This is a genomic window from Streptomyces sp. P5F9, from assembly GCF_057961495.1.
On sequence record NZ_JBXVPZ010000001.1, the window covers coordinates 1 to 22314 of the forward strand.

A 22314-nucleotide genomic window follows, 5' to 3' on the forward strand; every position below is an offset into this window, starting at 1 on the left:
GGTCATGATCCGCTCCACATCCTCCCGTTCCCCGTCGCCCACGGTCCTCAGCGCAACACGTCCACGCCTCACCCCCAGCTGGTTCGCGGCCGTGATGGGCACCGGCATCGTCGCCAACGCGGCGGTCACCCTCCCGTGGAGCCTCCCCGGGCTGCGGACCGCCGCCACGGTCGTCTGGGTGGGCGCCGTACTGCTGCTGGTCCTGGTGGCCGTCGGGTACCTCCGGGGCAGGGTGCTGCGGGCGCACACGCGGGATCCGGTCGTGGCGCAGTTCTTCGGCGCACCGCCGATGGCCCTGCTCACGGTCGGCGCCGGAGCGCTGCTGTTCGGCCGGCGGGTGATCGGGCCCGACGCCGCGCTGGACGTTGACCGGGTGCTGTGGTCGCCCGGTACCGCACTCGGTCTCGCCACCGCCTGCACCGTGCCGTATCTGATGATCACCCGGCACCGCTTCGCGCCGGACGCGGCGTTCGGCGGCCGGCTGATGCCGATCGTGCCCCGATGGTCTCCGCCGCGACCGGCGCCCTGCTCGTCCCCCACACCCGGCCGGCCAACTCCGACTCGCCCTGCTCCTCGCCTGCTACGCGATGCTCGGCCTCGGCCTCATCGCCGCCCTACTGGTCCTGGCCATCCTCTACGGCCGCCTCGTGCACCACGACGCACGCACGGCGCCATGGTGCCCACGGTGTGGATCGGCCTCGGGGCCCTGGGTCAGGCCGTGACGGCGTTCGGCGCGCTCGCCACGGCGGCACCGGGCACACTGCCCGCGCTCTATGCCCGTGGCGCCGAGGCCCTCGCGCTGCTGGGCGGAATCCTGGTGTGGGGCTTCGCCCTGCTGTGGCTGGCGCTCGCCACCGCCCTGACCGCACGGACGATCCGCGCCGGGCTGCCGTTCGCGCCCACCTGGTGGTCGTTCATCTTCCCGTTCGGCGCGCTCGTGACCGTCACCAACGCCCTTGCGGCGCGCACCGGTTCGGTGTTGTTCGTCTGGCCGGCCATGGCGTTCTACGCGCTGCTCGTCCTGGCGTGGATCGCGGTGGCCGGCGGCTCCCTGCGCCACGTCACCGTCACCAGGACTGCGCGGTCGGCGACGCGGGAACTGAGCAACTCCCTTACGCAGCCGGGCCAGGACCTGGCCGGCCGATCACACATGAACGCAGGATCAGCAGTGTCACACGGCGCGAGTGCAAGGACCTGATCGACCATGAACCCAGCCCAGCGGGCCGGGTTGTCAAGGTCGGACAACCGATCGCGGCGGCGCGGCCCGAAGGGCATATCAGCCCCCGGCGTCATCTCCCGATGTATGTAGTGTGCGGACATGACAAGGAGTGAGGGGCTCGCGGACCAGCTGGACTGGTACTGGCACAAGAACCTGAGGCCGCGGCTGCACGGTCTTACCGATGAGGAGTACTTCTGGGAGCCGGTGCGCGGCTGCTGGAGCATCCGCCCACGTGGCACTTCGGCCGCGCCGATGCCGGAAGCTTCGGGGGAATGGACGATGGACTTCGCGTCCCCTGCTCCGGTGCCGGCGCCCGTGACCACAATTGCCTGGCGGCTGGCGCACATCATCGTCAACTGCCTTGGCTATCGGGTCGGATGGTACTTCGGCGGCCAGGATGTCGACTCCGAGACATTCGCCTACGCGGGGACCGCTGACGAGGCGCTGAAACAGCTCGATGAGATGTATGGGAGATGGAACGCGGGGGTCCGCGCGCTCTCGGACGCCGACCTGGAGAATCCGCCCACGGTGGGTCCCGAGCGGTTTCCCATGGAGAACAGGGTCCTGCATGTCAACAGGGAGCTGATCCATCACGGCGCCGAGATTTCCCTGCTGCGCGACCTCTACCGCTGGCAGGACGGGGCCGTACCGCACCGCATCTAACTTTCCGGAAAACCCGTTTGTGCAGCCGGCCGCGGTCGGCCGGCTTCGCCGGCTTCCCGCGCAGCGGCCCCGGCTTGCCCCGCACCTCGGTGTCCATGCCCAGCGCTCGCCGAACTGCGGGGCAGCGACCGGACTGCCGGCCGCCCGCACGGCAGCCAGGATGCGCTGATACTCCGCCGGCAACGCAGACTCCAAAACTTCCGGCCCCACGCTCCGGGACCACCTTCACTGCCCGCCCCGTCACCTGACCCGGTCCGTACCCGATGCGGAATCCCGTTGATCACCTGCCGGTGATCCCGTCACCGGCCACAACGGGTGTTGCCAACCGGCAGGAACGGCCGCAGCCGTTCCACACTCGGCATCTGTCAGATCACCCCCGCCCCATGTCCGCATCGACTGCGCCTGGACCTTGTGCGTGTCGGCGGCGGTGCCCAGCGCGGCCCAGCCCCGGCTGAAGACGGTGCTCGTGACGTGCTTGGTCTTGGCCGCCACCCAGCTGGCCCGCACCCACCCCGACCGTGCCTTCGGCCTCGCCGAACGCACGACCTGGGAACACCGACCGGACTGGCAACCGTTCCGCCGGGCCGTCGAGGAGGCGCTGGTCGCCTACGACTGGGACGTGGCCCTGGCCGCCTTCCAGCTCGTGGTGAAACCGGTCGCCGACGCCGTACTCCTGCACGGCCTGGCCCGCCGCCTCGACACGTCGGCGTCCCCCTCGACGCCCCTCATCGCCGACGACCTGGGGCGAGACGCCCACCGCGCGGCCCGTTGGATCCGGGTCCTGCTGACATTCCTGACCGGCGCGGACCTGGGATACCGGGCGGTTCTCCAGGGCCACCTCGACACCTGGGCCGCCCACGGCACCGCCGTGGCAGCCGCGGGTGCGCGACTCCCGGGCGCTCCGGACATCGAGGCCACGGCGATGGAAGCGTGGGACGAACTCCTGGCGGCCGGCGGACTTGCCCGCCCTCGGACGCCGTAGGCGTGAACGCCCCAGATCGAGGCAGGAGTTGACGGGCTGTCAGGATTCGGCGACGGCGGTGGTGTCCAGTGGATCAGGAGGGTCGGCCGCCGAACTGCCAGTCGTGCACCTCGATGTCGGCGTACCGGTCCCGGGTCAGCACGGCGCGCGCCGTCTCCGGGTCAGGTGCCCGGAGCAACGCCGCCGTGCCCAGCCAGGTGGCGCCGTCGTCGGACAACAGCGGTCCGTACGCGATGAGTTCGTCGCCGGGCGGCACCGCCAGGTCCACGGCCTGTCCGGCGCCGAAGCCGAGTACCAGGTAGCGGTTCCCGCCGGTCCGGCCGCCGGGGAAGTCCCACATGGTGCGCCCCAGCGTGTTGCGCCACCGGTGCAGCAGTACGTCCCGGTAGACGCCGGCCTGATAGTTGGGCTCGTCGAAGGCGAACGCGCGGGCGGCCGCCGGCTCGGGCAGGTCGAGGATGTGTACGCTGCCGGTGGGGGTGTCACCGTCGTCGGCGAGCGTCGGACCCCGGGCGATCATCTCCTTGGCGTACTGGTCCATGTAGGACCAGTGCCGTTCCAGCAACTCGTCGCGCAGGGTGAGAGAGCCGGGCCGGTCGCGGTGGTAGCAGAGGAACTCCATGCCCGAAGGATCTCCTCGTGGAGGTGACCGGGTCGAGCGGGTTTCCCCGCCCGGCCCTGGGACCAGCCCATGCGGATCAGTCGGTCACGACGCGTCTGCTTCCGTTCCCGGGCCGTCGCCGGCGGCGTTCTCGCAGGTCGTGAGGAAGTCGATGAGCGCCGCGTTCACCTCGGCGGGGCGTTCCTGCTGGGTCCAGTGGCCACAGCCGGGCAGCTCGATGGGTGCGCGTACCAGGCTGGGCATGAAGTTCGGGAGCTGGGCGATGATGTCGCGCGCGCCGGGGAAGGCGGGGACGAGGTCGCGGTCGCCGAAGATGTACAGGGCGGGGCGGGTGATGACGGCGTTGTTCCAGGGCGCGGTCAGGTCCCAGTTGCGGTCGAGGTTGCGGTACCAGTTCAGGGCGCCGGTGAATCCCTTGGAAAAACTCTCGGTGAGCGTGTCGAGATCCTCCTCGGTGAGCCACTCCGGCAGCACCTCGGGGTCCTCCATGGCCGCGAGCCAGCCCTTCTCGGGGTCGACCAGCGGCTGCATGATCTCGCCGGAGGGAGAGGCCGAACCGGAGGCGGAGTAGAGGAACTTGCGGAGCGTGGTGCGGGTGTCCCGCCCGAACTCGGCGTCGGCGACGCCCGGTTGGTTGAAGTAGTTCCAGTAGAAACGGCCCTGGAAGATCTCCTGCATCATCGCCATCGGACGCTGCGGCCCCCGGTACGGCGGCGGCACGCTCAGCCCGGCCACTCCGAGCACCAGGTCCGGCCGCAGCAGCGCGGTGTGCCACGCGACCGGCGCACCCCAGTCGTGCCCGACGACGTAGGCCTTCTCCTCGCCCAGCTCCTGGATCAGACCGACGACATCGCCGACCAGATGGAAAATGGTGTACGCGTCGACCTCGTCCGGGTGGTCACTGCTGCCGTATCCCCGCTGGTCGGGGGCGACTACATGGAACCCCGCGCCGGCCAGTGCGCCGATCTGACGGTGCCAGGAGTGCCATGACTCCGGGAAGCCGTGCAGGAGTATCACCAGGGGGCCTTCGCCCTGCTCGGCGATGTGCAGGCGGATGCCGTTCACGTCGACAAAACGATGCGTAATCATGCGGACGAGGCTACGTGTCGTGCCCGTCGAGCCGCGTGGCGGGTTTCGGCCTAACGGCCGGGAGGCCGTGCCTCGTTGTCGCCCTGCTCCTGGTAGGAGTAGCGCTGCTCCTTCCACGGGTCGGCGATGTTGTGGTAGCCGCGCTCCTCCCAGAACCCGCGCCGGTCCTCGGTGAGGTACTCGATGGCGCGCAGCCACTTGGGGCTCTTGTAGCCGTACAGATGCGGCACCACCAGCCGCAGCGGGAAGCCGTGTTCGGCGGTGAGGGGCTCACCGTTGTGGTGGGTGGCCAGCAGGGTCTGCGCGGCCGTGAAGTCGGCGAGGCGGAGGTTCGTCGAATAGCCGTACTCCGCCCACGCCATGACGTGCGTGACCTCCGGCGCGGGCGGGACCAGATCCAGGACGGTGCCGGCGGGGATGCCGTACCACTCGTGGTCGGTGGAGGTCGGGCCGGACGCGCAGTGCAGATCGGCGACGACCGTGACATGCGGCAGGGGCGCCAGTTCGTCGAACGTCCAGCTGTGCTCGGCACCGTCGGCCGTGGCGCCGTGGACGCGCAGATTCCAGCGCTCGGGACGGAAACGGGGGACAGGCCCGTAGTGCGAGACCGGCCAGCCGTGCACATGACGCTGGCCGGGCGGAACGGGACGGGACGCGTCGGCGGCGGCCTCGGCCGTACCCTGTCGGTCGCTTGCCACGGGTGACGCCCCTTCTCCGCTGGTCTCCTGGCTACGGCTGCCTTCCCGAGCAGCGTAGGCGCCCACGCGCGACCCGGCCGACGCCGGGTCCCGGTGCACGCCCACACGTCACCCGTCCCTGGAAATTCGGCTACGGCGGCCCCGCGTCAGACAGTCGCCAGGGACACCTCGGTCGACTTGATCAGCGCGACGACCGGCGAACCGGTCCGCAGCCCCAGGTCGCCGACCGCGTCCTTCGTGATCGCCGCAGTCAACTCGCCCCCGTCGACCGTGACCTTGACGACGGCCATCGCCCCGCCGGTGGCGACATCGCTGACCGTGCCGGGCAGCTGGTTGCGGATGGACACCCCCTCCACCCGGCTCGTGGCGAGCGCGACCTCGGTGGACTTCATCATGGCGCGCACGGCCGTACCCTCGGCGAGCCCCAGGTCCTTCACGGCCTCCAACGTGATCGCCGCGATGAGGTCCTGGCCGCCGTCGAGGCGCACCTTCACGGTCGCCATCACCGCGCCGGGAGTGACGGCCGTGACGGTGCCGGGAATCTGGTTGCGGATGCTCAAGCTCATGACGGAACGCCTCACAGAGAAGAGAAAAGGTGTGGATTGCCGGATTTATTACCGACTGTGCGTGCACAAGCTAGCCGCTCCCGCCGCGCCCGTCACAGACCCCGTCGCATCCACCACCTGCGAGTTTCCTTCGTCCTGGCAAATTCGAGGAACCCGCGAACAGCGAGGGCGAGCATGAGAATTCCGCCGCTCTGTCGATGGCGTTCGCGCATGCCGGGGTTGCGAGGGAAATCGGCTGGTATATGCGAGGTGACCTGGGCTTACGCTGATGGGCGGGGCGATGGCTGCCTACGAGGACGCCCCGCACCACTTCCTGGCCCGCGCGTCACGCATCGCCGGGTGAACCACTGCGGGGAGGTCCACGTTTTCCCTCGCCCACGCCGTGGAGCGGGCCCGCCGTGGCGAATCACGTTGCCGAGAACGATCTAGCTGGCTAGGTTCGCCCCATGGCTGATGACGAACCCACGCGGGCCGCAGGCCTGCTCGATGCCCAGGCCAAGGCCGCGCTGCTCTTCTCGGAGGTCGAGGAGCGCGGGCTCGTGGCGTCCGGCGAGGGGGAGCGGGCCGTCAGCGACCGGGTTCGTGACCTCGCGAACGAGCTGTTCGGTACCACCCGGCACTGGCACAAGCGGATCGTACGCTCGGGGCCGAACACGCTCGCGCCGTACAAGGAGAACCCGCCGGACCGGGTGATCGGTGCGGACGACATCGTGTTCGCCGACTTCGGGCCGATCTTCGAGGAGTACGAGGCCGACTTCGGGCGGACCTTCGTGCTGGGCGACGATCCGGTCAAGCACCGGCTGCGCGACGACCTCCCCAAGGTGTTCGAGGCCGGCCGGCGCTTCTTCGAGAACACCCCGGACATCACCGGCGCACGCCTGCACACCGAGGTCGCCCGCCTTGCGGACAAGGCGGGTTGGGAGCTGGGCGGTTGGCACGCCGGGCACCTGGTCGGCGAGTTCCCGCACGAGACGATCGAGGGCGCGCACGTCGAGTCGTACGTCACCCCCGAAAACGACACCCCCATGCGCCGCATCGACAAAGCCGGCCGTGCCTGCCACTGGATCCTGGAGATCCATCTCATCGACCGTGAACGCGGATTCGGCGGATTCTACGAGGAACTCCTCACACTCTGACGGAAGTTGGTTCAGCGATAGTTGATCCATGGGGACTGTGACGGCGCTGTACCGGTATCCGGTGAAGTCGATGTTGGGTGAGGCCGTGATCGCTGTCGCGGTGACGGAGAACGGGCTCTCCGGGGACCGGGTCTACGCCGTCCTCGACGGGACGGGCGCGGTGGGCAGCGCCAAACACCCGCGGAAGTGGGGCGAGTTGCTGCGCTGCCGGAGCCGACTCGACGACGCCGGTGTGGTCCGCGTCGTCCTGCCCGACGGCACCGCGCTACCTGTCCAAGACCCTGACCTGGACGCGGAGTTGTCCAAGCTGCTGGGCCGGCAGGTGTCCGTCTCCGGCGTCGTTCCGGAGCACAGTCGGCTGGAGCGTGCCGTGCCCGAGTACGAGGGCGGAGTCCCGGACGTCGTACGGGAGTCGGCGACCGTCGACGCGACGGGGGAGAGCATCACGACCGGCGGTGTCGCGCCGGGGACGTTCTTCGACTTCGGCCGGGTCCACCTCGTCACCACGGCCGCTCTGGACCGGATGCGGAGCGTGTATCCCTCCGGGGACTTCGACGCGCGCCGCTTCCGGCCGAACCTGGTCGTCAACTCCCTTGACGGGCCCGGCTTTCCGGAGGACGACTGGGTCGGGTCGCGCCTGCGGGTGGGAGAGGCACTGTTCCGCGTGCTGGTCCCCACACCTCGCTGCGTGATCCCCACCCTCGGCCACGACGAACTCCCGCCGGACCCCGCCCTCATGCGCGCGGTCGCCCGGGAGCACCGCATCCCGGTGTTCGACCTCGGCCGACTGTCGTGCCTCGGCGTGTACCTGGACGTGCTGGAGGCCGGGACGGTGCGGGTGGGTGACCCGATCGCGTTGGAGGAGACGGCCGCGTGACACCCCCCCCACGACGGTCAGTTCTCGGTCCTGCCGAAGCGGTACTTCAGGTGCGTGGCAAGGGGAGTCTCGATCACCCTGACCGGCTCGACGCGCCGCGGTCCCGCGCCCGGGTCCTCGAAGAGCCGCAGTCCCGCGCCGAGGAGAGCGGGCACCACATGCAGTTGGAGTTCGTCGATGAGCCCCTCCCCGAGGTACTGCCGCACCGTGCTCGCACCGCCCGCGATGTCGACGTTCCGGTCACCGGCGACGGCCCTCGCCCGGTCGAGGGCGCTGTGGATGCCATCCGTGACGAACGTGAAGGTGGTGCCCCCCTCCTTGACGAGGGTCGGCCGGGGGCGGTGGGTGAGGACGAAGACCGGGGTCCGGAAGGGCGGGTTGTCGCCCCAGAACTCCTCCCCGGTGTCGTACATCATCCGGCCCATCACCACCGCTCCGGTCGCGTCGAACCACTCCCGCATCAGCTCGGAGTCGCGGTTCTCCTCCCCACCGGTCATGCCCTGGCGCTCCCGCCAGCTCGCCAGATTGTGGATCCACTCGAAGAGCGGCTCGGCGCCGTCGCCGCCCGGGTTGTCGACGGTCACGCCGGTGCCGGCGATGTAGCCGTCGACGGAGATGGCGAGATCCGCGGTCACGGTCACGATGGTGCTCCTGAGTCGTGGAGGTTGCTGCTTCCACCCTCACGTCGATCGGGACCCGGCGCATTCGACATGCCGCCCCAACTGAGAAGGGGGAGGCCTTGCCCGCTACTCGACGGTGACGACCATGTCGACCGGGGCACACTCGGGCGCCGAGGCGATCAGACGGATCTTGCCGGGGCCGGTCGGGCGGAGGACGGCGAGGGCGCGGCCTTCGTAGGTACGGCGCTCGGTCGCGTCGAAGCGCTCCGGGGTGGACGGATCCGCACTGCCGAAGCCCGACAGGACCCCCGCGCCGGACACTGCGACAGCCACCGGGCGATCGGCCGCGGTGTGCGGGGTGCCGTTCGCGTCGGTCAGGCTGAGAGTGATGTACGCGAGGTCGCCGCCGTGTGCCGTGATGTGCGGACGGTCGGGTTCGGCGCGCAGCCGTACCGGGCCTGTCGCGGTGCGCAGGGCGTGGCGTCCGGTCTCGGCCCCGTCGCGGTAGGCGATCGCGAGGAGTTCGCCGGGTTCGTACGACGTCTCGAACTCGGTGCGGAAGCGGTGGCCCTCGCCCACCGGTCGGCGTCCCAACGGGCGTCCGTTGACGAGGAGTTCGACCTCGTCGGCGTCGCCGTAGACCTCGATCGTGACCGGCTCGCCCTCGGAGCCGGGCCAGGTCCAGCTGGAGATGGAGTCGCTCCAGGCCCAGGGTGTTCCGGCCCAGGTCTTGCCGTGGTGTTCGGGGCGGCGGACCGCGATGTACGGCTGCGCGCGCAGGCCGAAGACGATCTCTCGGTAGTAGGAGGCGGGTCGGCGGTGGCCGGTGATGTCGAGGTCGCCGCAGCCCGCCAGCAGATAGGGGTACGGCGCGGTGTGGGCGGGGTGTGGATCGTCAGGGGTGAGGTACTGGGGACGGCCGATGCCGACCTCGCCGAGGTAGTCCCAGCCGGTCCAGGTGAAGTCGCCGATGACATGGCCGAGTTGTTCGACCAGACGCCAGTTGCCGTCGATGCGGGTGGGGAAGGTCTCGGTGCCCAGGATGATGCGGTTGGGGAACAGGTCGCGGTCCAGGGCGTAGCGGGCCTCGGCGTAGTTCATGCCGGCGACGTCGAGCACGGCGAAGGACTCGGCTGTCTTCTCGGTGACGAGGGCGGAGGCGCTGATCGCGTTCATCATGTCGCCCGGGTCGGCCATGAGGGTGTTGATGCCGGCGCCGTCCTCCGGTGCCTGTTCTCTCATCGCCCTCAGTTCGGACATGACGGCGAGCATGCCGTTGACGGCGTTGGTGACATAGCGCGTGGGGTCCAACGACCGTACTTTCTCCGCGAGTCGGCGACCCCGCGCGGCGCCGGAGGGTGTACCGGTCTCGGGGATCTCGTTGCCGATCGAGTAGAGGATCACGCTGGGGTGGTTGAAGTCCTTGGCGACCATCGCCTCGATGTCGCGCTCCCACCACTCGGGGAAGTCGAGGCTGTAGTCGAAGTCGCTCTTGGCGGACGTCCAGACGTCGAAGGTCTCGTCCACGACGAGCATCCCGAGGCGGTCGCACGCGTCCAACATCGCCTTGCTCATGGGGTGATGGGACATGCGGAGCGCGTTGAACCCGGCGTCCTTGAGGAGTTGGACCCGCCGTTCCTCGGCGCGCGCGTAGGTCGCCGCGCCGAGAACCCCGTTGTCGTGGTGGACACACGCGCCGCGCAGCTTGACCGTCTCGCCGTTGATCCGCAGCCCGTGCCGGGGGTCGAGGCGCAGCGAGCGGACACCGAAGACGACGGTCTCGGCGTCGAGGTCCTTCAGGGTCACGGTGGCGGTGTACAGGGAGGGTGTGCCGGTGCTCCACAGCAACGGGGCCTGGACGTACAGGCGTTGGCGTACGACCGCGGGCTCGCCCGGCAGTACCGTCACCTTCGAGACGTCGCTCGCGACGACACTCCCGGCGCTGTCGTGGATCTCGGTGACGACATCGGCCGTACGGATCGCGGTCGAGTCGTTCTCGACCCTTGTCGCGACCTCGACCACTGCCCGTTCCGCGTCGATGTCCGGGGTGGTGACACGGACCCCGTCGGGCGCGATCCGGACCACTTCGCCGACGAGCATCCACGTGTCGCGGTAGATGCCCGCACCGGTGTACCAGCGTGAGTCACGATGGGCGCGGGCCTCCACGCGGATCTCGTTGTCCTCGCCGAAGCGCAGGAAACGGTCGGCGTCGATGTGGAAGTGCGAGTAACCGAAGGGCCGTTGGCCCGCGTAGTCCCCGTTGATGTACACGACGGCATCGCGGTACACGCCCTCGAACTCGAAGAGGATCCGCTTGCCCCGGTGCTCCTCGGGAACGGCGAACGTCTTGCGGTACTCGTAGGTCCCGCCCGGGAAGTACGCCCCGGCGCCGCCCTCCATCGTGGCCTCACCGCCCGGCGCCGTGCGGTCCTGCCCGATCATCGCGTCGTGCGGCAGTGTCACCGGCCTGAACGGCACCTTCATACCGGACAGTTCGGCGAAGGGGTTGACCTTGGGGCGGGTCTGCCAGCCGTCGTTGAAGGACGTGCGGATCATGGGGTCTCCGTGAGGTGAGGGGCGGTGGCCGGTTCCGGGGGAGCGAGGCTCAGGCCTCGCCGGGTGCCGTCGCGGTCGGTCCGGCCATCTGCGCACGCAGCCAGGCACGGCCGCGCTCCAGCAACGCCCGGGCGATACGGGTGCCGGGAGCCCAGGTCTCGAAGCCGTGCGGGGCACCGTGCACGAGGTCGAACGCGCAGTCCACGCCCGCGTCGCGCAGGCGGTCCGCATAGGCGCTGCACTCGTCGGCGAACAGGTCGATGTCGCCGACGCTGATCCAGGCCGGTGGCAGTCCGCTCAGGTCGGTGCGCCGGGCGGCGACCGCGTGGTCGGGGGCGCGGGAGGCGCCGGGTTCAGTACCGAGATAGGCGGCCCAACCGGTCCGGTTCGCCGAGTTGTGCCACACCCGGTGCCGCACGTCGTCCAGTTCGCGCCGCGCGGCGGTGCGGTCGTCGAGCATGGGGGAGAACAGCCACTGCCCGACCGGCTGTACCCCGCCGGCGTCGTACAGCCGCTGGGCCAGGCAGGCGGCCAGACCCGCGCCCGCGCTGGCACCCCCGACGGCGACGCGCGCTCGGTCGATCCCGAGGGACGCGGCCGATTCCCGCACCCATCGCCACGCGGCGAAGACGTCGTCGAGCGGTGCCGGGAAGGGGTGTTCGGGGGCGAGGCGGTAGTTCGTCGAGACGACGACGATGCCCGACTCGCGGGCTGTCAGGGCGCAGAAGACGTTGTCCTGGACGACGTCGCCGATGACGTACCCGCCGCCGTGCACCCACAGCAGCGCCGCGCCCGAGCCGCCACCGGCGGGCGTGTACACGCGCATGCCCCGGCCCTCGTCGAGGACGCGGACATTGACGCCCTCGACCGGTTCGCCCGGCCCGTGCCGGACGACCAGGGCGCGCACCACGCGCCGTCCCCACGTCCGGCGGACCGGCAGCCGCGGCATTCGCGCGACGGCGCGCCGCAGTTCCGGGTCGACCGCGTCGAGCTTCATGGGCGGCTCTCCTCGCATCAGGCCCCAGCGCGCATCCCGCAGCTGGTAAAACGTATTACCACCTGCCTGCGGTACGGTATCCAGCGCATCCGGCACCGCACAAGCCCCAGTTCAGACCGCACACAGGAGACCCGGCCGCCGGGCCCCCGTTCCGAGGAGCGAGAGAGTGAGCAGGTCCACGCGCGCGACAGCCAAGGACGTCGCCCGGGCCAGCGGGGTCTCACAGACCACGGTGAGCTTCGTTCTCAACGGGGCGGCCGGGCACGTCTCCGAGGAGACACGGGAACGGGTACGGCAGGCCGCGCGCGACCTCGGGTACGTCCCGAACGGCTCGGCGCAGGCGCTGCGCAAAGGGGCGTCCCGCATCGTCCTGCTCAACATCGAGGGCATGCCCACCGGCAGCAGCCTCGGCAGCTACATCCGGGGCCTCGACGCCGAACTCGCCGCACACCAGCACGTGTTGCTGGTGCTGCACGGCCACCTCTCCTCGCAGGCCCTCTCCGACGTGGCGCAGGCCGTCTCCGCCCGAGCGGTGATCGACCTCGGCGACGCGGGCCGCGCCGACGACATCGTCACCGACGCCGAGACGTCCCTCGACGCGTTCTCCGCGCAGGCCGACGTCCCGGTCCGGTACCTGGTCGGCCGAGGCCACCGGTACCTCGCCGCCGTCATGCCGGACACCCCGGAACTCCAGGCTCTGGCCGGTCTGCGAGGGCGGCTCATCCGGCAGGCCACGCACGCCGCGGGCCTGGCCGCCTGCCCGGTGCTCGTCCTGCCCGGCGGTCTCGACGCCGCCGAGGAACGGCTTCGGGCCTTCCGTACCGACCACCCGGACGTCACGGCCGTCCTCGCCTACAACGACGACCTCGCGCTCGTCACACTCGCCGCGATGAGGCGCCTTGGGCTGCGCGCACCGCAGGACCTCGCCGTCGTCGGGTTCGACGACACCCCGCACGGAGCGCTGTTCTCACCCGCCCTCACCACTGTGCACATCGACGCAGAGGCCATCGGCCGCAGCGCCGCACGCACCGCGCTGGGCCTGTCGGCGGCGGACACCGCGTCGCGACCGGCTCGGGTGATCGCCCGCGAGTCCGCCTAGACGTCCTCGTTCAGATGCCGGCGCAGTTTCGCCGTGACGGCCGGGATCTCGCGACCGAACGCCGCCTGGTCCAGGCCGTCGTCCGCGACCACGGCGAGCAGCGCACGGTGTCCTACGGCCGTCACGATCACGTGGCCCGTGCTGCAGCGCGCGCTGATCTCGCGGAGATGGTCGGTGCCGCCCTGATCGGCGGGGCGGTGGCCCAGGGCGAGGAGGAGGTCGGTCACGGGGTCGCTCATTGAGGATCTACCGTCTTGAATGCGCTGGTCACGGGGCTGGTGTGGGTGGTGGGTTGGGTCCTCGCGCTGGTCGGGGGCGATTGTCTGGCGTCAAGACCCCCGCCCCGGAGGGGAAGACATCGACCATGCCCTCGGCCCGGTCACTTCCGGAGCCGACGCTCGCCACGCTGACCTCGGATCCCGTGCTCCTTCCGGATCATGCCCCCGCCGAACCCAACGTATGGCCAGGTTGCCTGCCGCCGGTTGCCGACGTCCAACACCGAAGTACGGGACCTGGTGAGCGAGTGGTCGGCCATGCGAACCAGGAGGATGCGGCGAATGGGGCCCGGCGGCTGGAGGGGCAGGACGTCGACGCCGGGTCGGATACCCTCCAGCGCCGGTGGCGGAAGCTGCCGGCCGGGAAGATCGCCACGGGATCACCGTGCCCGGCCGCAGACAAGGCACCGTCGAGAGCGAGCGGTTGCTCGCGACCCTGATCGCCGAGGGGCTGACCAACCGGCAGATCGCCACGGTGCTGCGGGTCACCGAGGACGCGGTCGCCAACCGGCTGTCCCGGCTGTTCACCCGCACCGGGCTCAGGTTCCGCACCGAAGGTCACGGCCGTCCTCACCGGTTACGGGGCCCGCCACCGGGGCGTGAGGCGGCCGGACGAGTCCACAAGCCGCTTCGTCGTCCCGATCAAGGGAGATCCGGAGCACGGTCACGAGACGGTTTCCGGTGCCTGCTCGCCGAGATAGGCGCGCTCCAGCAGACCGGGGTCCGCCGCGAGCCGCGCGGCGGACCCGCTCAACACCGTTTCCCCGTGCACCAGGACCACCGCCCGGTCCGCCACGTCGAGGGCCAGCCGGACGTGCTGCTCGACCAGCACGACCGCCGTGCCGGTGTCCTCGGCGATCCGCCGGACGACCGGCAGCAACTCCTCGACGATCACCGGCGCCAGCCCCATGCTCAGCTCGTCGACGAGCAGTACCCGGGGGTCCTGGATCATGGCCCGCCCCAGCGCCAGCATCTGCTGCTCCCCACCGGAGAGCATCCCGGCCGCGACCTTCAGCCGTTTTCCCAGTGCCGGAAAGAAGTCGAGCACCTGGTCCACACCGCTGCCCCGACGTCGCCGTGCCAGGGTCAGGTTGTCCCGCACGGTGAGCTGGGTGAACAGGGACCGGTCGTCGGGCACCAGGACCAGTCCCCGCCGGGCGACCTCACGCGCCCGTCCGCCACGGATCTCCCGCCCGTCCAGGGCGACCGACCCGCCCAGGCGCGGCAGCAGCCCGGCGAGCGTCATCAACAGCGTTGTCTTTCCCGCCCCGTTGGGCCCCAGCAGGGCCGTGACCTCACCGGGCGGCAACGTGAGGTCAAAGCCGCGTACCACCGGCCGGCCCTTGGTGTAGCCCGCGTCCACGCCTTCGCACGTCAGCAGTTCCCGCGCGGTCACTGGACGACCTCCCCGCGCACCTGGTCCGTATCGACGTGCGTCGCACCGAGGTAGGCGGTCGCGACCCGTGGATCTGCCTTGATCTCGGCGGGAGTTCCGTCCGCGATGACCTTTCCGATGTCCAGTACGACGATGCGGTCGCACACGTCGAGCACCAGCCCCATGTCGTGGTCGATGAGCAGGACTGTCACGCCGTCGGCCCGTACGGCCCGCAGCCGGTCGCCCAGCCAGCGGCTCTCGGAGCTGTCCAGGCCGGCCGCGGGCTCGTCGAGCAGCAGCATCCTGGGGCGGCCGGCCAGGGCCCGTGCGATGGACACCAACTGCCGCCTGCCCTGGGACAGTTCACGCGCGGGCTGGCTTCGGAACCGGCTCAGGTGCAGCGTCTCGAACAGCCGGTTCCGCAGCTCCAGCCCCTGCGCGGAGCCGACGTGGTCGCCGCCGTGGAGGGCGGCCGCCTCCCCGACGAGCACGTTCTCCTCCACGCTGAGGTCCTCGTAGAGCTCGATGCCCTGGAAGGTGCGTCCGAGGCCCGCCCGGCCCCGCTGGTGCGGCTTCAGCGAGGAGATCACCCGGCCGTCGAACTCGACTGTTCCCGTACTGCGGTTGTATCCGCTGATGGCGTCGAGGAGGGTGGTCTTCCCGGCACCGTTCGGGCCGATCACGCCGACGATCTCGCCCGAGCGCACGTCGAAGGAGACGGAGTCGACGGCCACCACACCGCCGTAGCGGACCCCGGCATCGCGTACCGCGAGGAGCACCTCGCCCGGTTCGGGAACGGGTGGGCGGGAGGACGGCGCCGACTCGGTCAGGATGTCGGCGTCCTGGCCGAGGGCGGAGGGGCGGCGCCTGCGCCGTAGCCGGGCCGACAGTTCGTGCGCCGGGCCGACAAGGCCTTCGGGGTTGGTGATCACGGTGAGGACGAGACCGACCCCCATGATCACGTCGTACCACTCGCCGATGGACAGGGCCCGGTCCAGGAGAACGGGCAGGAGACCGCCGGCTCCCATCACTCCGGCGACGAGGCCGCCGGACAGGGAGGTGATGCCGGCCAGATAGGCGGTCGCGAACAGGCCGAGACCGCCGATCGCGGTGAACATCTCGGCGTCGGCGACGGTCTGCTGGTAGCCCAGCAGGGCGCCCCCGAGCCCGGCGACGAACGCCCCGATCGCGAAGGCGACGATCTTCGTACGGGCGACGTCGATGCCCGCCGCCGCGGCCGACCGTTCGTTGGCGCGCACGGCGAGCATCGCGGCACCGAGCCTGCTGCGGCGCAGCCACGCCACGCCCAGGCCGACGAGCAGCAGCACCACCAGACACAGCAACGCGAACGGGATGCGTGGATAGTCGTCGCCCGCCCCGATGCCCAGGTCGATCCCGAACAGGCGGGGCGAGGGCACCTTCGAGCCGCCCAGGCCGCCGTTGAGCTGGGTGTTGCGGAACCAGAATGCTTCCAGAGCCACGGCCAGCGCGACCGTGACCACCGCCGCCGGCAGGCCACGGATCCGCAGCGCGGGCAGCCCGATCACCACCCCGATCACCGTCGCCGCCAAGGCCGCCAGCAGGGGAGCGAACGGAAAGGGGACACCCCAATCCACGCTCAGCCTGCTGAGACTGAACGCGCCGACCCCGGCCAGGGTCAGCTGAGCCAGTGAGATCTGCCCGGCGAACCCGGTGACGACCACCAGTGACAGGGAGATCACCGCCAGGGTCAGCGAGGTGATCACGGCCGCGCGGATGCTCCCTGTGGTGGCGAGGAGGACGACGACAGCCAGGGCCGTACTCACGACCGCCGGGACCAGGACGCGGTCGGGCCGCGGTGCCCGGCCCAACGCCTGCTGGATCAGCGAGCCGCGGGTGGGCAGCGGCCGGCCGCGGACCACGAGGTAGGCCAGGATGACGGCCAGTGGCACGAGTTGGGCCAGACCGGCCTGGGGCAGCCAGGACCACTTCCCCTGCAGGAACTGCAGTTCCGACTGGAGCATCCCGATGACCAGCCCCGCTCCCACGGCCGGGATCAGCGCGGTGAAGTTGCCGACCAGCGCCGCCGCGAGAGCGGGCACGATGAACAGCGTGTAGGAGACCGGGACCAGCGGCACGATCGGGGCGATCAGGATGCCGGACAGCCCGGCGACGGCCGAGCTGAGCGCCCAGTTCGCCACCGCGATCCGCTCCGGCGACAACCCGCTGACCAGCGCGCCCTTCTCCGACTCCGCCGCAGCCCGGGCCGTGAGACCGAACCGGGTCAGCCGGAACACCAGCGCCAGGACGACGGTCAGGACGACGATCACCGCCGCGAACCACAGCCGGTCGCCGGGGATGAGTGAACCGCCCCAGGACACCGGGTCGTTGGGCAGGATGGCCTTGACCGACACGGCCCCCGTACCCACCGCCGCGGCGAGCACGGCCTGGATCACCAGCATCACCCCGATCGAGGCGACAGCCTTCGCCACCGGCGGCGCGGTCCGCAGCGGCCGGAAGACCAGCCCGTACAGCACGACCCCCAACAGGGCAGTGAGGACAAGGGAGATGACCACCGCCGGGAAGAGGCCGAGCGGCCCCCCGAGCCCGACCTTCTTCGGCACACCCGGCAGCGGCACCAGCAACTCGCCCTGGCGCAGGAACGCGTAGGTGTACGCGCTGTACAACGCGATCGCCCCGGTGGCGAAGTTGACGACCCCGGAACTGCGGAAGGTGAGAACGAGTGCCAGCGCGAGCGCGCCGAACACCGCACCGCTTCCCAGTCCCAGCAACAGAAACACGACGTACTGGCTCATCGGTGAGACCGTCCCTTCCTGCTGCGGCGTCTACCGCGCGAACAACGGACTGGGATCGACGACCCGCATCTGTCCCAACTTCCCGCCGGATACCGTGCCGGTGACCTCCTTGGCCGAGCAGGCCGACGGCAGCCCCGGTACCGCCTTGGCGTCGCAGGTGAAGGTGATGCCGTGGCCGGCGGGGAGTACGACGTTCTTCGCCGAGTGCAGCGCCGCCGTGATGGTCTTCGAGGAGACGGTGCCCGTAAGGCCGTGCAGCGCGCGTACCAGACCGAGCACGCCCTGGTATCCGATCGCCGCGTACCCCTGGGTCGGTGTACCGGGGCTGTATTCCTTCATCACCTGGCGGTAGAGCTGGGCCTCGATGTCGTCGCTCGCCACGTCGAAGCTGCTGAACACCTGCAGTCCGTCCATGCCCGGGCCCACCGCGTCGACGACCTCGGGGGCCACGCACGACTGGACGGACATCCGCGCGATGCCGGCGCCGAGCGTGCCCATCGCCTGGAGGACGGAGGTGCACACGGTCGACTCCCCGACGACGGCCACGGCGTCGGGCTTGTTCCGCAGCGCGGCACTCACCTGGGGAGACGCGTCCGGTGTGCCCGCCGCTATGGTCACGATCTGCAGGCCGACACCGGCCTTGGCGAAGACCGGCTTGCCGATGGCCTCGACACCGCTGACCGCGGCGGGCGCGTCGATCACGAACGCGGCGACCTTCTTGTAGCCCTTCTCCTTCGCGTACGCGGCCATCGACGTCATGGTCGTCGGGAAACCGCCCGTCCAGGAGAAGGCGTTGGCGGTGGTGCCCTCGGAGGTGCTGGCGGCGATGGACGTCGTCCAGGGAATTCCGGCCCCGGTCACGATCGGCACCATGGAGTCACCCAGACCACTGCTGGTCAGGACGACCGCGTCGACCTTCTGCTCGACCATCCGGTTCGCGCAGTCCCGCGCCGTCGCCGGTTCCTCCTTCGTCTTGCAGATCACGAACTCGATCGGCCGGCCGGCGATTCCTCCGAGGTCGGCGTTGGCGTACTTCATGGCGGCCTGGGCGGCTTCCCTGGTTTCGGGCTGGCTGATCGCGGAGCCGCCCTCATTGGTGACGAGGCCGATCCTGACCGGGGCGCCGGTGGCCTTCTTTCCGGGGAAGGCGCTCGCCAGCGCGGCCGGTATCTTCGTGCTGCCCGCGGCGGCGGTCGCGCCCCCGCCGCTGCCGCCGCATCCCGCGAGCAGGACCGTGGCCGACACCAGTGCGACCGAAGCGCGCGACCGGGGTGAGAAGAGGACTCGTCCGACCGACTCGATCATGTCTGCGTCCCAACGTGTCGGCGAGTGCCCGGCACTCGCTGCGATCAGCGACCGGTCGCGCCGTGGGCCGAAGCCGCGGCGACGCCGCCGTCCGAGAAAGTGAAGAGAGAGCCGCGAGCGGAGGTCGAACGGCACGAAGGCCGGGCGCGCCGCGGCAGACCATGCCGGTCGGCGTGCCGAGGACTTCATGACCGGCGACGAGAGGGACCCTGCTCCGGTGAAAGGGAGAGGGGCGGCCGATCCTCGCGAGTAGCGGCCGCAAGCAAGAAGAGTATACGTAATTGAGTGCTGCAGGAATGGCTCGTACGGGACTTGTCCAAGCAGTCGGCCCCTCATGCGGCGTCACGCCTGGAATGAGGGGCCGAAATCTGTGGGCGTGCGGTCAGGGGCCGCGATGGACCCAGCCCGCGTCGTGCCAGTACGTCTCAAGGTTCTCCATCGGCTCGGGCCAGGTCTCGATGTAGGTGACGCCCTCCGGCCCGGCCGTCATGAGATAGGGAGTTCCGGCCTCGCTGATCCAGAACTCGCCCGGACCGATGGTCCGGCTGCCCTCTTCCCCGTCCTTGCCCCAGGCGACATGGAACGCGCCGCCGAAGACGATGATCAGCTCATCGAGGTTGTGATGGTGGCGGGGGACCGCGAAGTCCGGCGCGCACCGCAGGCCGTTCAGGTTGAACGACGGGTCCACCTTCGTCGACCACCACATGTTCCCTTTGAAGGTCTGCTCCATGTCGACCGGCGCATCGGCCAGGAGGCCGCCCTCGTGCCACAGGTACGTGGGAGCGGACTGGTCGACCGGCAGCTCGATCCAGCCCTCGTCCGACAGCAGATTGAAGAACTCGATTCCCATGCCCCGATACTGGGGACCGGGGTGGGACGTGTCATGCGTGAATCCCGTTGGCCGGGACCGGAGTCCGGCCCCGGCGCCCCCGCCGGGTGGGTCCCGATGAGCGGAACCTTCCGACGACACGGTGTCCGGCCGTGCATACCGTCGCCGCGTGACTCTTACATTCGGTGATCTGGTGGAAGACGCGGACTGGGTTCCGATGGGCCTGGAGCAGCAGGGCCATCCCCAGTACTTCTGGAACGACGGCGGCCTGCTGCGGGACGCACCCGTGGACTTCGCGGCGACCTTCGACGGGGCGATGTGGGTGACCACCAAACCCATCGACGTACCGCACTTCAACCGCAACCCGCTGCGCGTACGCCCGGACTTCACGGTGCCCCGGCACCATCACAACGTCGACGAGATGCTGTTCGTCCTCGCCGGCGAGTACAGCATCGAGCACTACGAGGCGGGCGAGCCGCAGACCGTGCGGGTGGGGCCGGGGGACGTCTTCCTCAGCCGGGCCGGCACGCCGTACACGATGACGGCGGGACCCGAGGGAGTCACCTACATCGAGACCTGGCCCAAGCCGGTGCGGGAGCTGGAGACGTACTGGCACGACGTCGGCTGGGTCCGGCGGTAAGCCCTCGACACGATCGTGTCCCGGCCCCCGGAGGCCGGGACCACGGATCGGACGGGTCAGTCGGTCCAGAGGAACCGGTCGGCGACCCGGTGGTGGTTGTAGACGGTCATCTCCTGCTCCTCGCTCAGCCGGTGCCCGTCGAAGCTGGGGGAGTGCATGCCCACGGTCACCTCCTTGGCGTTCGTCAGGTCCTGCGTGAAGATCTCGCCGAGGTCGGCATCGCGGAAGTCCTCGAAGAACTGGGGCTGGAAGTCCCGCTTCTTGTCGTAGTCGGCGACGGGGATCTGGTCCAGGCTGAAGATCTCGAACAGGCAGCTGTCCGGGTCCAGGCCGTTCGGCCGCGCCCGGTAGCCGAAGACCGAACCCTGGTTGGGCAGCAGGATCGTGTTCGGGAACACGTTCCACGCCGTACCGGCCTCCGCCCACTGCTGGGGCGTGATGTCCGGCCAGTCGTAGCCCTCGGCGAGCGACAACTCCTTGTACAGCTGGAGGTAGTACTGGCCGGCGGTCATCCCCTCCGGCACCTCCGCCGTCTTCAGCGCCTCGGCGGCCCGCCAGCTCCGCTCGTTCTCCAGGCCGCGCATGTCGTCGGCGATGTACTGCACGCTCAGCGCCACGCTGAGCCGTTCGTCGGTCACGCCCCCCGTGCCCCGGTTGGCCGGGTCCTTGGCGGTGTCCTTCTTCTTCGGGCCGACGCTCGAATAGTGGGCGTGCCGCTCGTACACGGTCGTGGGCGCCCACATCCTGTTCTCAAGTTCCTTCATCGAGGCGATGTTCGTGTTCGACTTGTCGAAGCGGTAGAGCTGCGGATGCGTCCCCGCCACGTGATAGGCCTCAAGGAATCCGTCCAGCGCGGTCTTCCAGTTGCACGGCAGCAGCACGCTCTTGTGCCACCGGTAGCGCATGTTCTCGAACTGGAACGGTGCGAAGATCCGCGGGATCGGGTCGAGGTATTCGAGGAGCGGTTTCGCGTCGGGGTCCATGTTGATGAACACGAACCCGCCCCACTGCTCCGCCCGTACCCGGACCAGGCCCAGGTCGTCGTCGGAACGCGGCACGAACTCCTCACGGTCGAGCACCAGCCTGATCGAACCGTCCAGGTTCCAACGCCAGCCGTGGAAGGGGCAGATGAGCGAACCGACCCGCCCCCGGCCCCGCGCCAGCCGCGTACCACGATGCCGGCACGCGTTGAAGTAGGCGCGGATCGAGTCCCTGCCCTCCCGCACGATCAGGATCGAATGACCACCGATCTCGTACTCGACGAAACACCCCACGCCCGGCAGTTCCTCAAGGCGGCAGGCCAGCAACCACGCCCGCGTGAACACCTTCTCCAGTTCCAGCTTGAGGAACTCGGCATCCAGATAACGGCCCTTGGGCACGAACGCACGGGACAGCCGGTACTTCTCCGGGACCTTCTCGGCGGGCACATCGCCCTCGAACCAGGGAACCCGACGGTCCACCCGGGGCTCAACCACTGCAGACACCGATCACCACTCCTCCACTCGACATGCGTGTACGGCTCCAGGCGGCCGCAAGGTGACGTCAGCCGGCGTCGGGGCCGGCGACCTCGGTCCCGTCGGCGCGCCGCACCACGTGGATGCAGTTGCCCGGGCACTCGTCGGCGGCGTCGATCACATCGAGACGCAGCCGCTCCGCCACATCGGCCTGTGCGCCCTCGGGCGTCAGCAGCTCCCCGTCGGCGGCGTTCTTGACGTAGGCCAGTCCGTCGCCGCCGAACTCGAAGACATCGGGGGCGTACTGGGTGCACAGACCGTCACCCGTGCACAGTTTCTGATCGATCCACACCCGTACCTCATCGCTCACGAGCCTCGCCCTCCTCGTCCACGGAAAGTCGTGCGTCATCGCCGTCCGTCCGTCGTCGCGTCGTCGCGGTGGCGGTGAAAACGACTCTCCACGCGGCGTCCCGGGCCGTCCACCGGCCGTCCCATCAGCCGGGACCAGCGCGGACGT

At 70.0% G+C, this 22314-nt stretch carries 21 protein-coding genes; 7 read left to right on the plus strand and 14 right to left on the minus strand.

Going from position 1 to position 22314, the window contains the following annotated elements; translation table 11 throughout:
* The 3 genes from AC31A1_RS00005 to AC31A1_RS00015 form a co-directional block, all read left to right on the plus strand.
* On the plus strand, positions 1-1198 hold a 1198-nt coding region (locus AC31A1_RS00005), incomplete at its 5' end, for an SLAC1 family transporter (RefSeq protein WP_489651144.1).
* A gap of 120 nt (positions 1199-1318) precedes the next feature.
* Positions 1319-1882: a DinB family protein gene (locus AC31A1_RS00010; RefSeq protein WP_489651145.1), complete on the plus strand. Its 564-nt coding sequence runs from the start codon at positions 1319-1321 to the stop codon at positions 1880-1882.
* Between the two features lie 481 nt (positions 1883-2363).
* Positions 2364-2864 carry a ferritin family protein gene (locus tag AC31A1_RS00015; RefSeq protein ID WP_489651146.1) on the plus strand — a complete coding sequence of 167 codons (501 nt, stop codon included), beginning with the start codon at positions 2364-2366 and terminating at the stop codon, positions 2862-2864.
* Positions 2865-2937: 73 nt separating this feature from the next.
* Here AC31A1_RS00015 and AC31A1_RS00020 read toward each other — a convergent pair whose 3' ends face one another.
* The 4 genes from AC31A1_RS00020 to AC31A1_RS00035 all read right to left on the minus strand — a co-directional run bounded on the left by AC31A1_RS00020 (position 2938) and on the right by AC31A1_RS00035 (position 5839).
* The gene (locus AC31A1_RS00020) at positions 2938-3486 is read right to left on the minus strand and encodes a YciI family protein (protein ID WP_489651147.1); all 549 of its coding nucleotides are present in this window, start codon (positions 3484-3486) and stop codon (positions 2938-2940) included.
* An 84-nt stretch (positions 3487-3570) separates the two neighbouring features.
* Positions 3571-4575, minus strand: coding sequence for an alpha/beta fold hydrolase (locus AC31A1_RS00025; protein ID WP_489651148.1), 1005 nt, complete (start codon positions 4573-4575; stop codon positions 3571-3573).
* 50 nt (positions 4576-4625) lie between these two features.
* Positions 4626-5273, minus strand: a complete 648-nt coding sequence (locus AC31A1_RS00030; protein ID WP_489651149.1) for a molybdopterin-dependent oxidoreductase — start codon at positions 5271-5273, stop codon at positions 4626-4628.
* A gap of 146 nt (positions 5274-5419) precedes the next feature.
* A complete protein-coding gene (locus tag AC31A1_RS00035; RefSeq protein ID WP_489651150.1) occupies positions 5420-5839 on the minus strand; it encodes a TOBE domain-containing protein in 420 nt (139 codons plus the stop codon).
* Positions 5840-6285: 446 nt separating this feature from the next.
* Between AC31A1_RS00035 and AC31A1_RS00040 the strand changes: the two genes are divergently transcribed.
* Both AC31A1_RS00040 and AC31A1_RS00045 read left to right on the plus strand, forming a co-directional pair.
* Complete coding sequence (locus tag AC31A1_RS00040; RefSeq protein WP_489651151.1) at positions 6286-6975, plus strand: M24 family metallopeptidase; 690 nt, start codon at positions 6286-6288, stop codon at positions 6973-6975.
* A gap of 28 nt (positions 6976-7003) precedes the next feature.
* Positions 7004-7852, plus strand: coding sequence for an MOSC domain-containing protein (locus tag AC31A1_RS00045; RefSeq protein WP_489651152.1), 849 nt, complete (start codon positions 7004-7006; stop codon positions 7850-7852).
* A 17-nt stretch (positions 7853-7869) separates the two neighbouring features.
* Here AC31A1_RS00045 and AC31A1_RS00050 read toward each other — a convergent pair whose 3' ends face one another.
* The 3 genes from AC31A1_RS00050 to AC31A1_RS00060 all read right to left on the minus strand — a co-directional run bounded on the left by AC31A1_RS00050 (position 7870) and on the right by AC31A1_RS00060 (position 12025).
* Positions 7870-8493, minus strand: coding sequence for a dihydrofolate reductase family protein (locus AC31A1_RS00050; RefSeq protein ID WP_489651153.1), 624 nt, complete (start codon positions 8491-8493; stop codon positions 7870-7872).
* Between the two features lie 105 nt (positions 8494-8598).
* Positions 8599-11028, minus strand: coding sequence for a glycoside hydrolase family 2 TIM barrel-domain containing protein (locus AC31A1_RS00055; RefSeq protein ID WP_489651154.1), 2430 nt, complete (start codon positions 11026-11028; stop codon positions 8599-8601).
* A 49-nt stretch (positions 11029-11077) separates the two neighbouring features.
* Positions 11078-12025: an alpha/beta hydrolase gene (locus tag AC31A1_RS00060; RefSeq protein WP_489651155.1), complete on the minus strand. Its 948-nt coding sequence runs from the start codon at positions 12023-12025 to the stop codon at positions 11078-11080.
* A gap of 166 nt (positions 12026-12191) precedes the next feature.
* On the opposite strand from AC31A1_RS00060, the gene AC31A1_RS00065 reads away from it, so the two are divergent.
* Positions 12192-13124 (plus strand): LacI family DNA-binding transcriptional regulator, encoded by a 933-nt coding sequence (locus tag AC31A1_RS00065; protein ID WP_489651156.1) that lies wholly within the window; start codon positions 12192-12194, stop codon positions 13122-13124.
* Here the strand turns inward: AC31A1_RS00065 and AC31A1_RS00070 are convergent.
* The 5 genes from AC31A1_RS00070 to AC31A1_RS00090 all read right to left on the minus strand — a co-directional run bounded on the left by AC31A1_RS00070 (position 13121) and on the right by AC31A1_RS00090 (position 19724).
* Complete coding sequence (locus AC31A1_RS00070) at positions 13121-13363, minus strand: roadblock/LC7 domain-containing protein (RefSeq protein WP_489651157.1); 243 nt, start codon at positions 13361-13363, stop codon at positions 13121-13123. The two genes, AC31A1_RS00065 and AC31A1_RS00070, sit on opposite strands and share 4 nt — an antisense overlap.
* A gap of 700 nt (positions 13364-14063) precedes the next feature.
* Positions 14064-14795 carry an ABC transporter ATP-binding protein gene (locus AC31A1_RS00075; protein ID WP_489651158.1) on the minus strand — a complete coding sequence of 244 codons (732 nt, stop codon included), beginning with the start codon at positions 14793-14795 and terminating at the stop codon, positions 14064-14066.
* Positions 14792-17569, minus strand: a complete 2778-nt coding sequence (locus AC31A1_RS00080; protein ID WP_489651159.1) for an ABC transporter permease subunit — start codon at positions 17567-17569, stop codon at positions 14792-14794. The genes AC31A1_RS00075 and AC31A1_RS00080 overlap by 4 nt, the downstream gene beginning before the upstream one ends.
* A 30-nt stretch (positions 17570-17599) precedes the next feature.
* Positions 17600-18814 carry an ABC transporter substrate-binding protein gene (locus AC31A1_RS00085; RefSeq protein ID WP_489651160.1) on the minus strand — a complete coding sequence of 405 codons (1215 nt, stop codon included), beginning with the start codon at positions 18812-18814 and terminating at the stop codon, positions 17600-17602.
* A 442-nt stretch (positions 18815-19256) separates the two neighbouring features.
* Positions 19257-19724: a cupin domain-containing protein gene (locus AC31A1_RS00090; RefSeq protein WP_489651161.1), complete on the minus strand. Its 468-nt coding sequence runs from the start codon at positions 19722-19724 to the stop codon at positions 19257-19259.
* A 148-nt stretch (positions 19725-19872) separates the two neighbouring features.
* Between AC31A1_RS00090 and AC31A1_RS00095 the strand changes: the two genes are divergently transcribed.
* A complete protein-coding gene (locus tag AC31A1_RS00095) occupies positions 19873-20343 on the plus strand; it encodes a cupin domain-containing protein (protein WP_489651162.1) in 471 nt (156 codons plus the stop codon).
* A 56-nt stretch (positions 20344-20399) separates the two neighbouring features.
* Here the strand turns inward: AC31A1_RS00095 and AC31A1_RS00100 are convergent, their stop codons facing one another.
* Together AC31A1_RS00100 and AC31A1_RS00105 are read right to left on the minus strand one after the other, a co-directional pair.
* Positions 20400-21827 carry an aromatic ring-hydroxylating oxygenase subunit alpha gene (locus AC31A1_RS00100; RefSeq protein WP_489651163.1) on the minus strand — a complete coding sequence of 476 codons (1428 nt, stop codon included), beginning with the start codon at positions 21825-21827 and terminating at the stop codon, positions 20400-20402.
* A gap of 58 nt (positions 21828-21885) precedes the next feature.
* Positions 21886-22206: a ferredoxin gene (locus AC31A1_RS00105; protein WP_489651164.1), complete on the minus strand. Its 321-nt coding sequence runs from the start codon at positions 22204-22206 to the stop codon at positions 21886-21888.
* Between the last annotated feature and the right edge of the window lie 108 nt (positions 22207-22314).

Excerpts from the sequence above, each read along its gene's own strand:
- AC31A1_RS00010 (WP_489651145.1), top strand. The coding sequence starts at position 1,319 with ATGACAAGGAGTGAGGGGCTCGCGGACCAGCTGGACTGGTACTGGCAC.
- AC31A1_RS00020 (WP_489651147.1), bottom strand. The coding sequence starts at position 3,486 with ATGGAGTTCCTCTGCTACCACCGCGACCGGCCCGGCTCTCTCACCCTG.
- AC31A1_RS00025 (WP_489651148.1), bottom strand. The coding sequence starts at position 4,575 with ATGATTACGCATCGTTTTGTCGACGTGAACGGCATCCGCCTGCACATC.
- AC31A1_RS00035 (WP_489651150.1), bottom strand. The coding sequence starts at position 5,839 with ATGAGCTTGAGCATCCGCAACCAGATTCCCGGCACCGTCACGGCCGTC.
- AC31A1_RS00040 (WP_489651151.1), top strand. The coding sequence starts at position 6,286 with ATGGCTGATGACGAACCCACGCGGGCCGCAGGCCTGCTCGATGCCCAG.
- AC31A1_RS00045 (WP_489651152.1), top strand. The coding sequence starts at position 7,004 with ATGGGGACTGTGACGGCGCTGTACCGGTATCCGGTGAAGTCGATGTTG.
- AC31A1_RS00055 (WP_489651154.1), bottom strand. The coding sequence starts at position 11,028 with ATGATCCGCACGTCCTTCAACGACGGCTGGCAGACCCGCCCCAAGGTC.
- AC31A1_RS00060 (WP_489651155.1), bottom strand. The coding sequence starts at position 12,025 with ATGAAGCTCGACGCGGTCGACCCGGAACTGCGGCGCGCCGTCGCGCGA.
- AC31A1_RS00070 (WP_489651157.1), bottom strand. The coding sequence starts at position 13,363 with ATGAGCGACCCCGTGACCGACCTCCTCCTCGCCCTGGGCCACCGCCCC.
- AC31A1_RS00080 (WP_489651159.1), bottom strand. The coding sequence starts at position 17,569 with ATGAGCCAGTACGTCGTGTTTCTGTTGCTGGGACTGGGAAGCGGTGCG.
- AC31A1_RS00090 (WP_489651161.1), bottom strand. The coding sequence starts at position 19,724 with ATGGGAATCGAGTTCTTCAATCTGCTGTCGGACGAGGGCTGGATCGAG.
- AC31A1_RS00105 (WP_489651164.1), bottom strand. The coding sequence starts at position 22,206 with ATGACGCACGACTTTCCGTGGACGAGGAGGGCGAGGCTCGTGAGCGAT.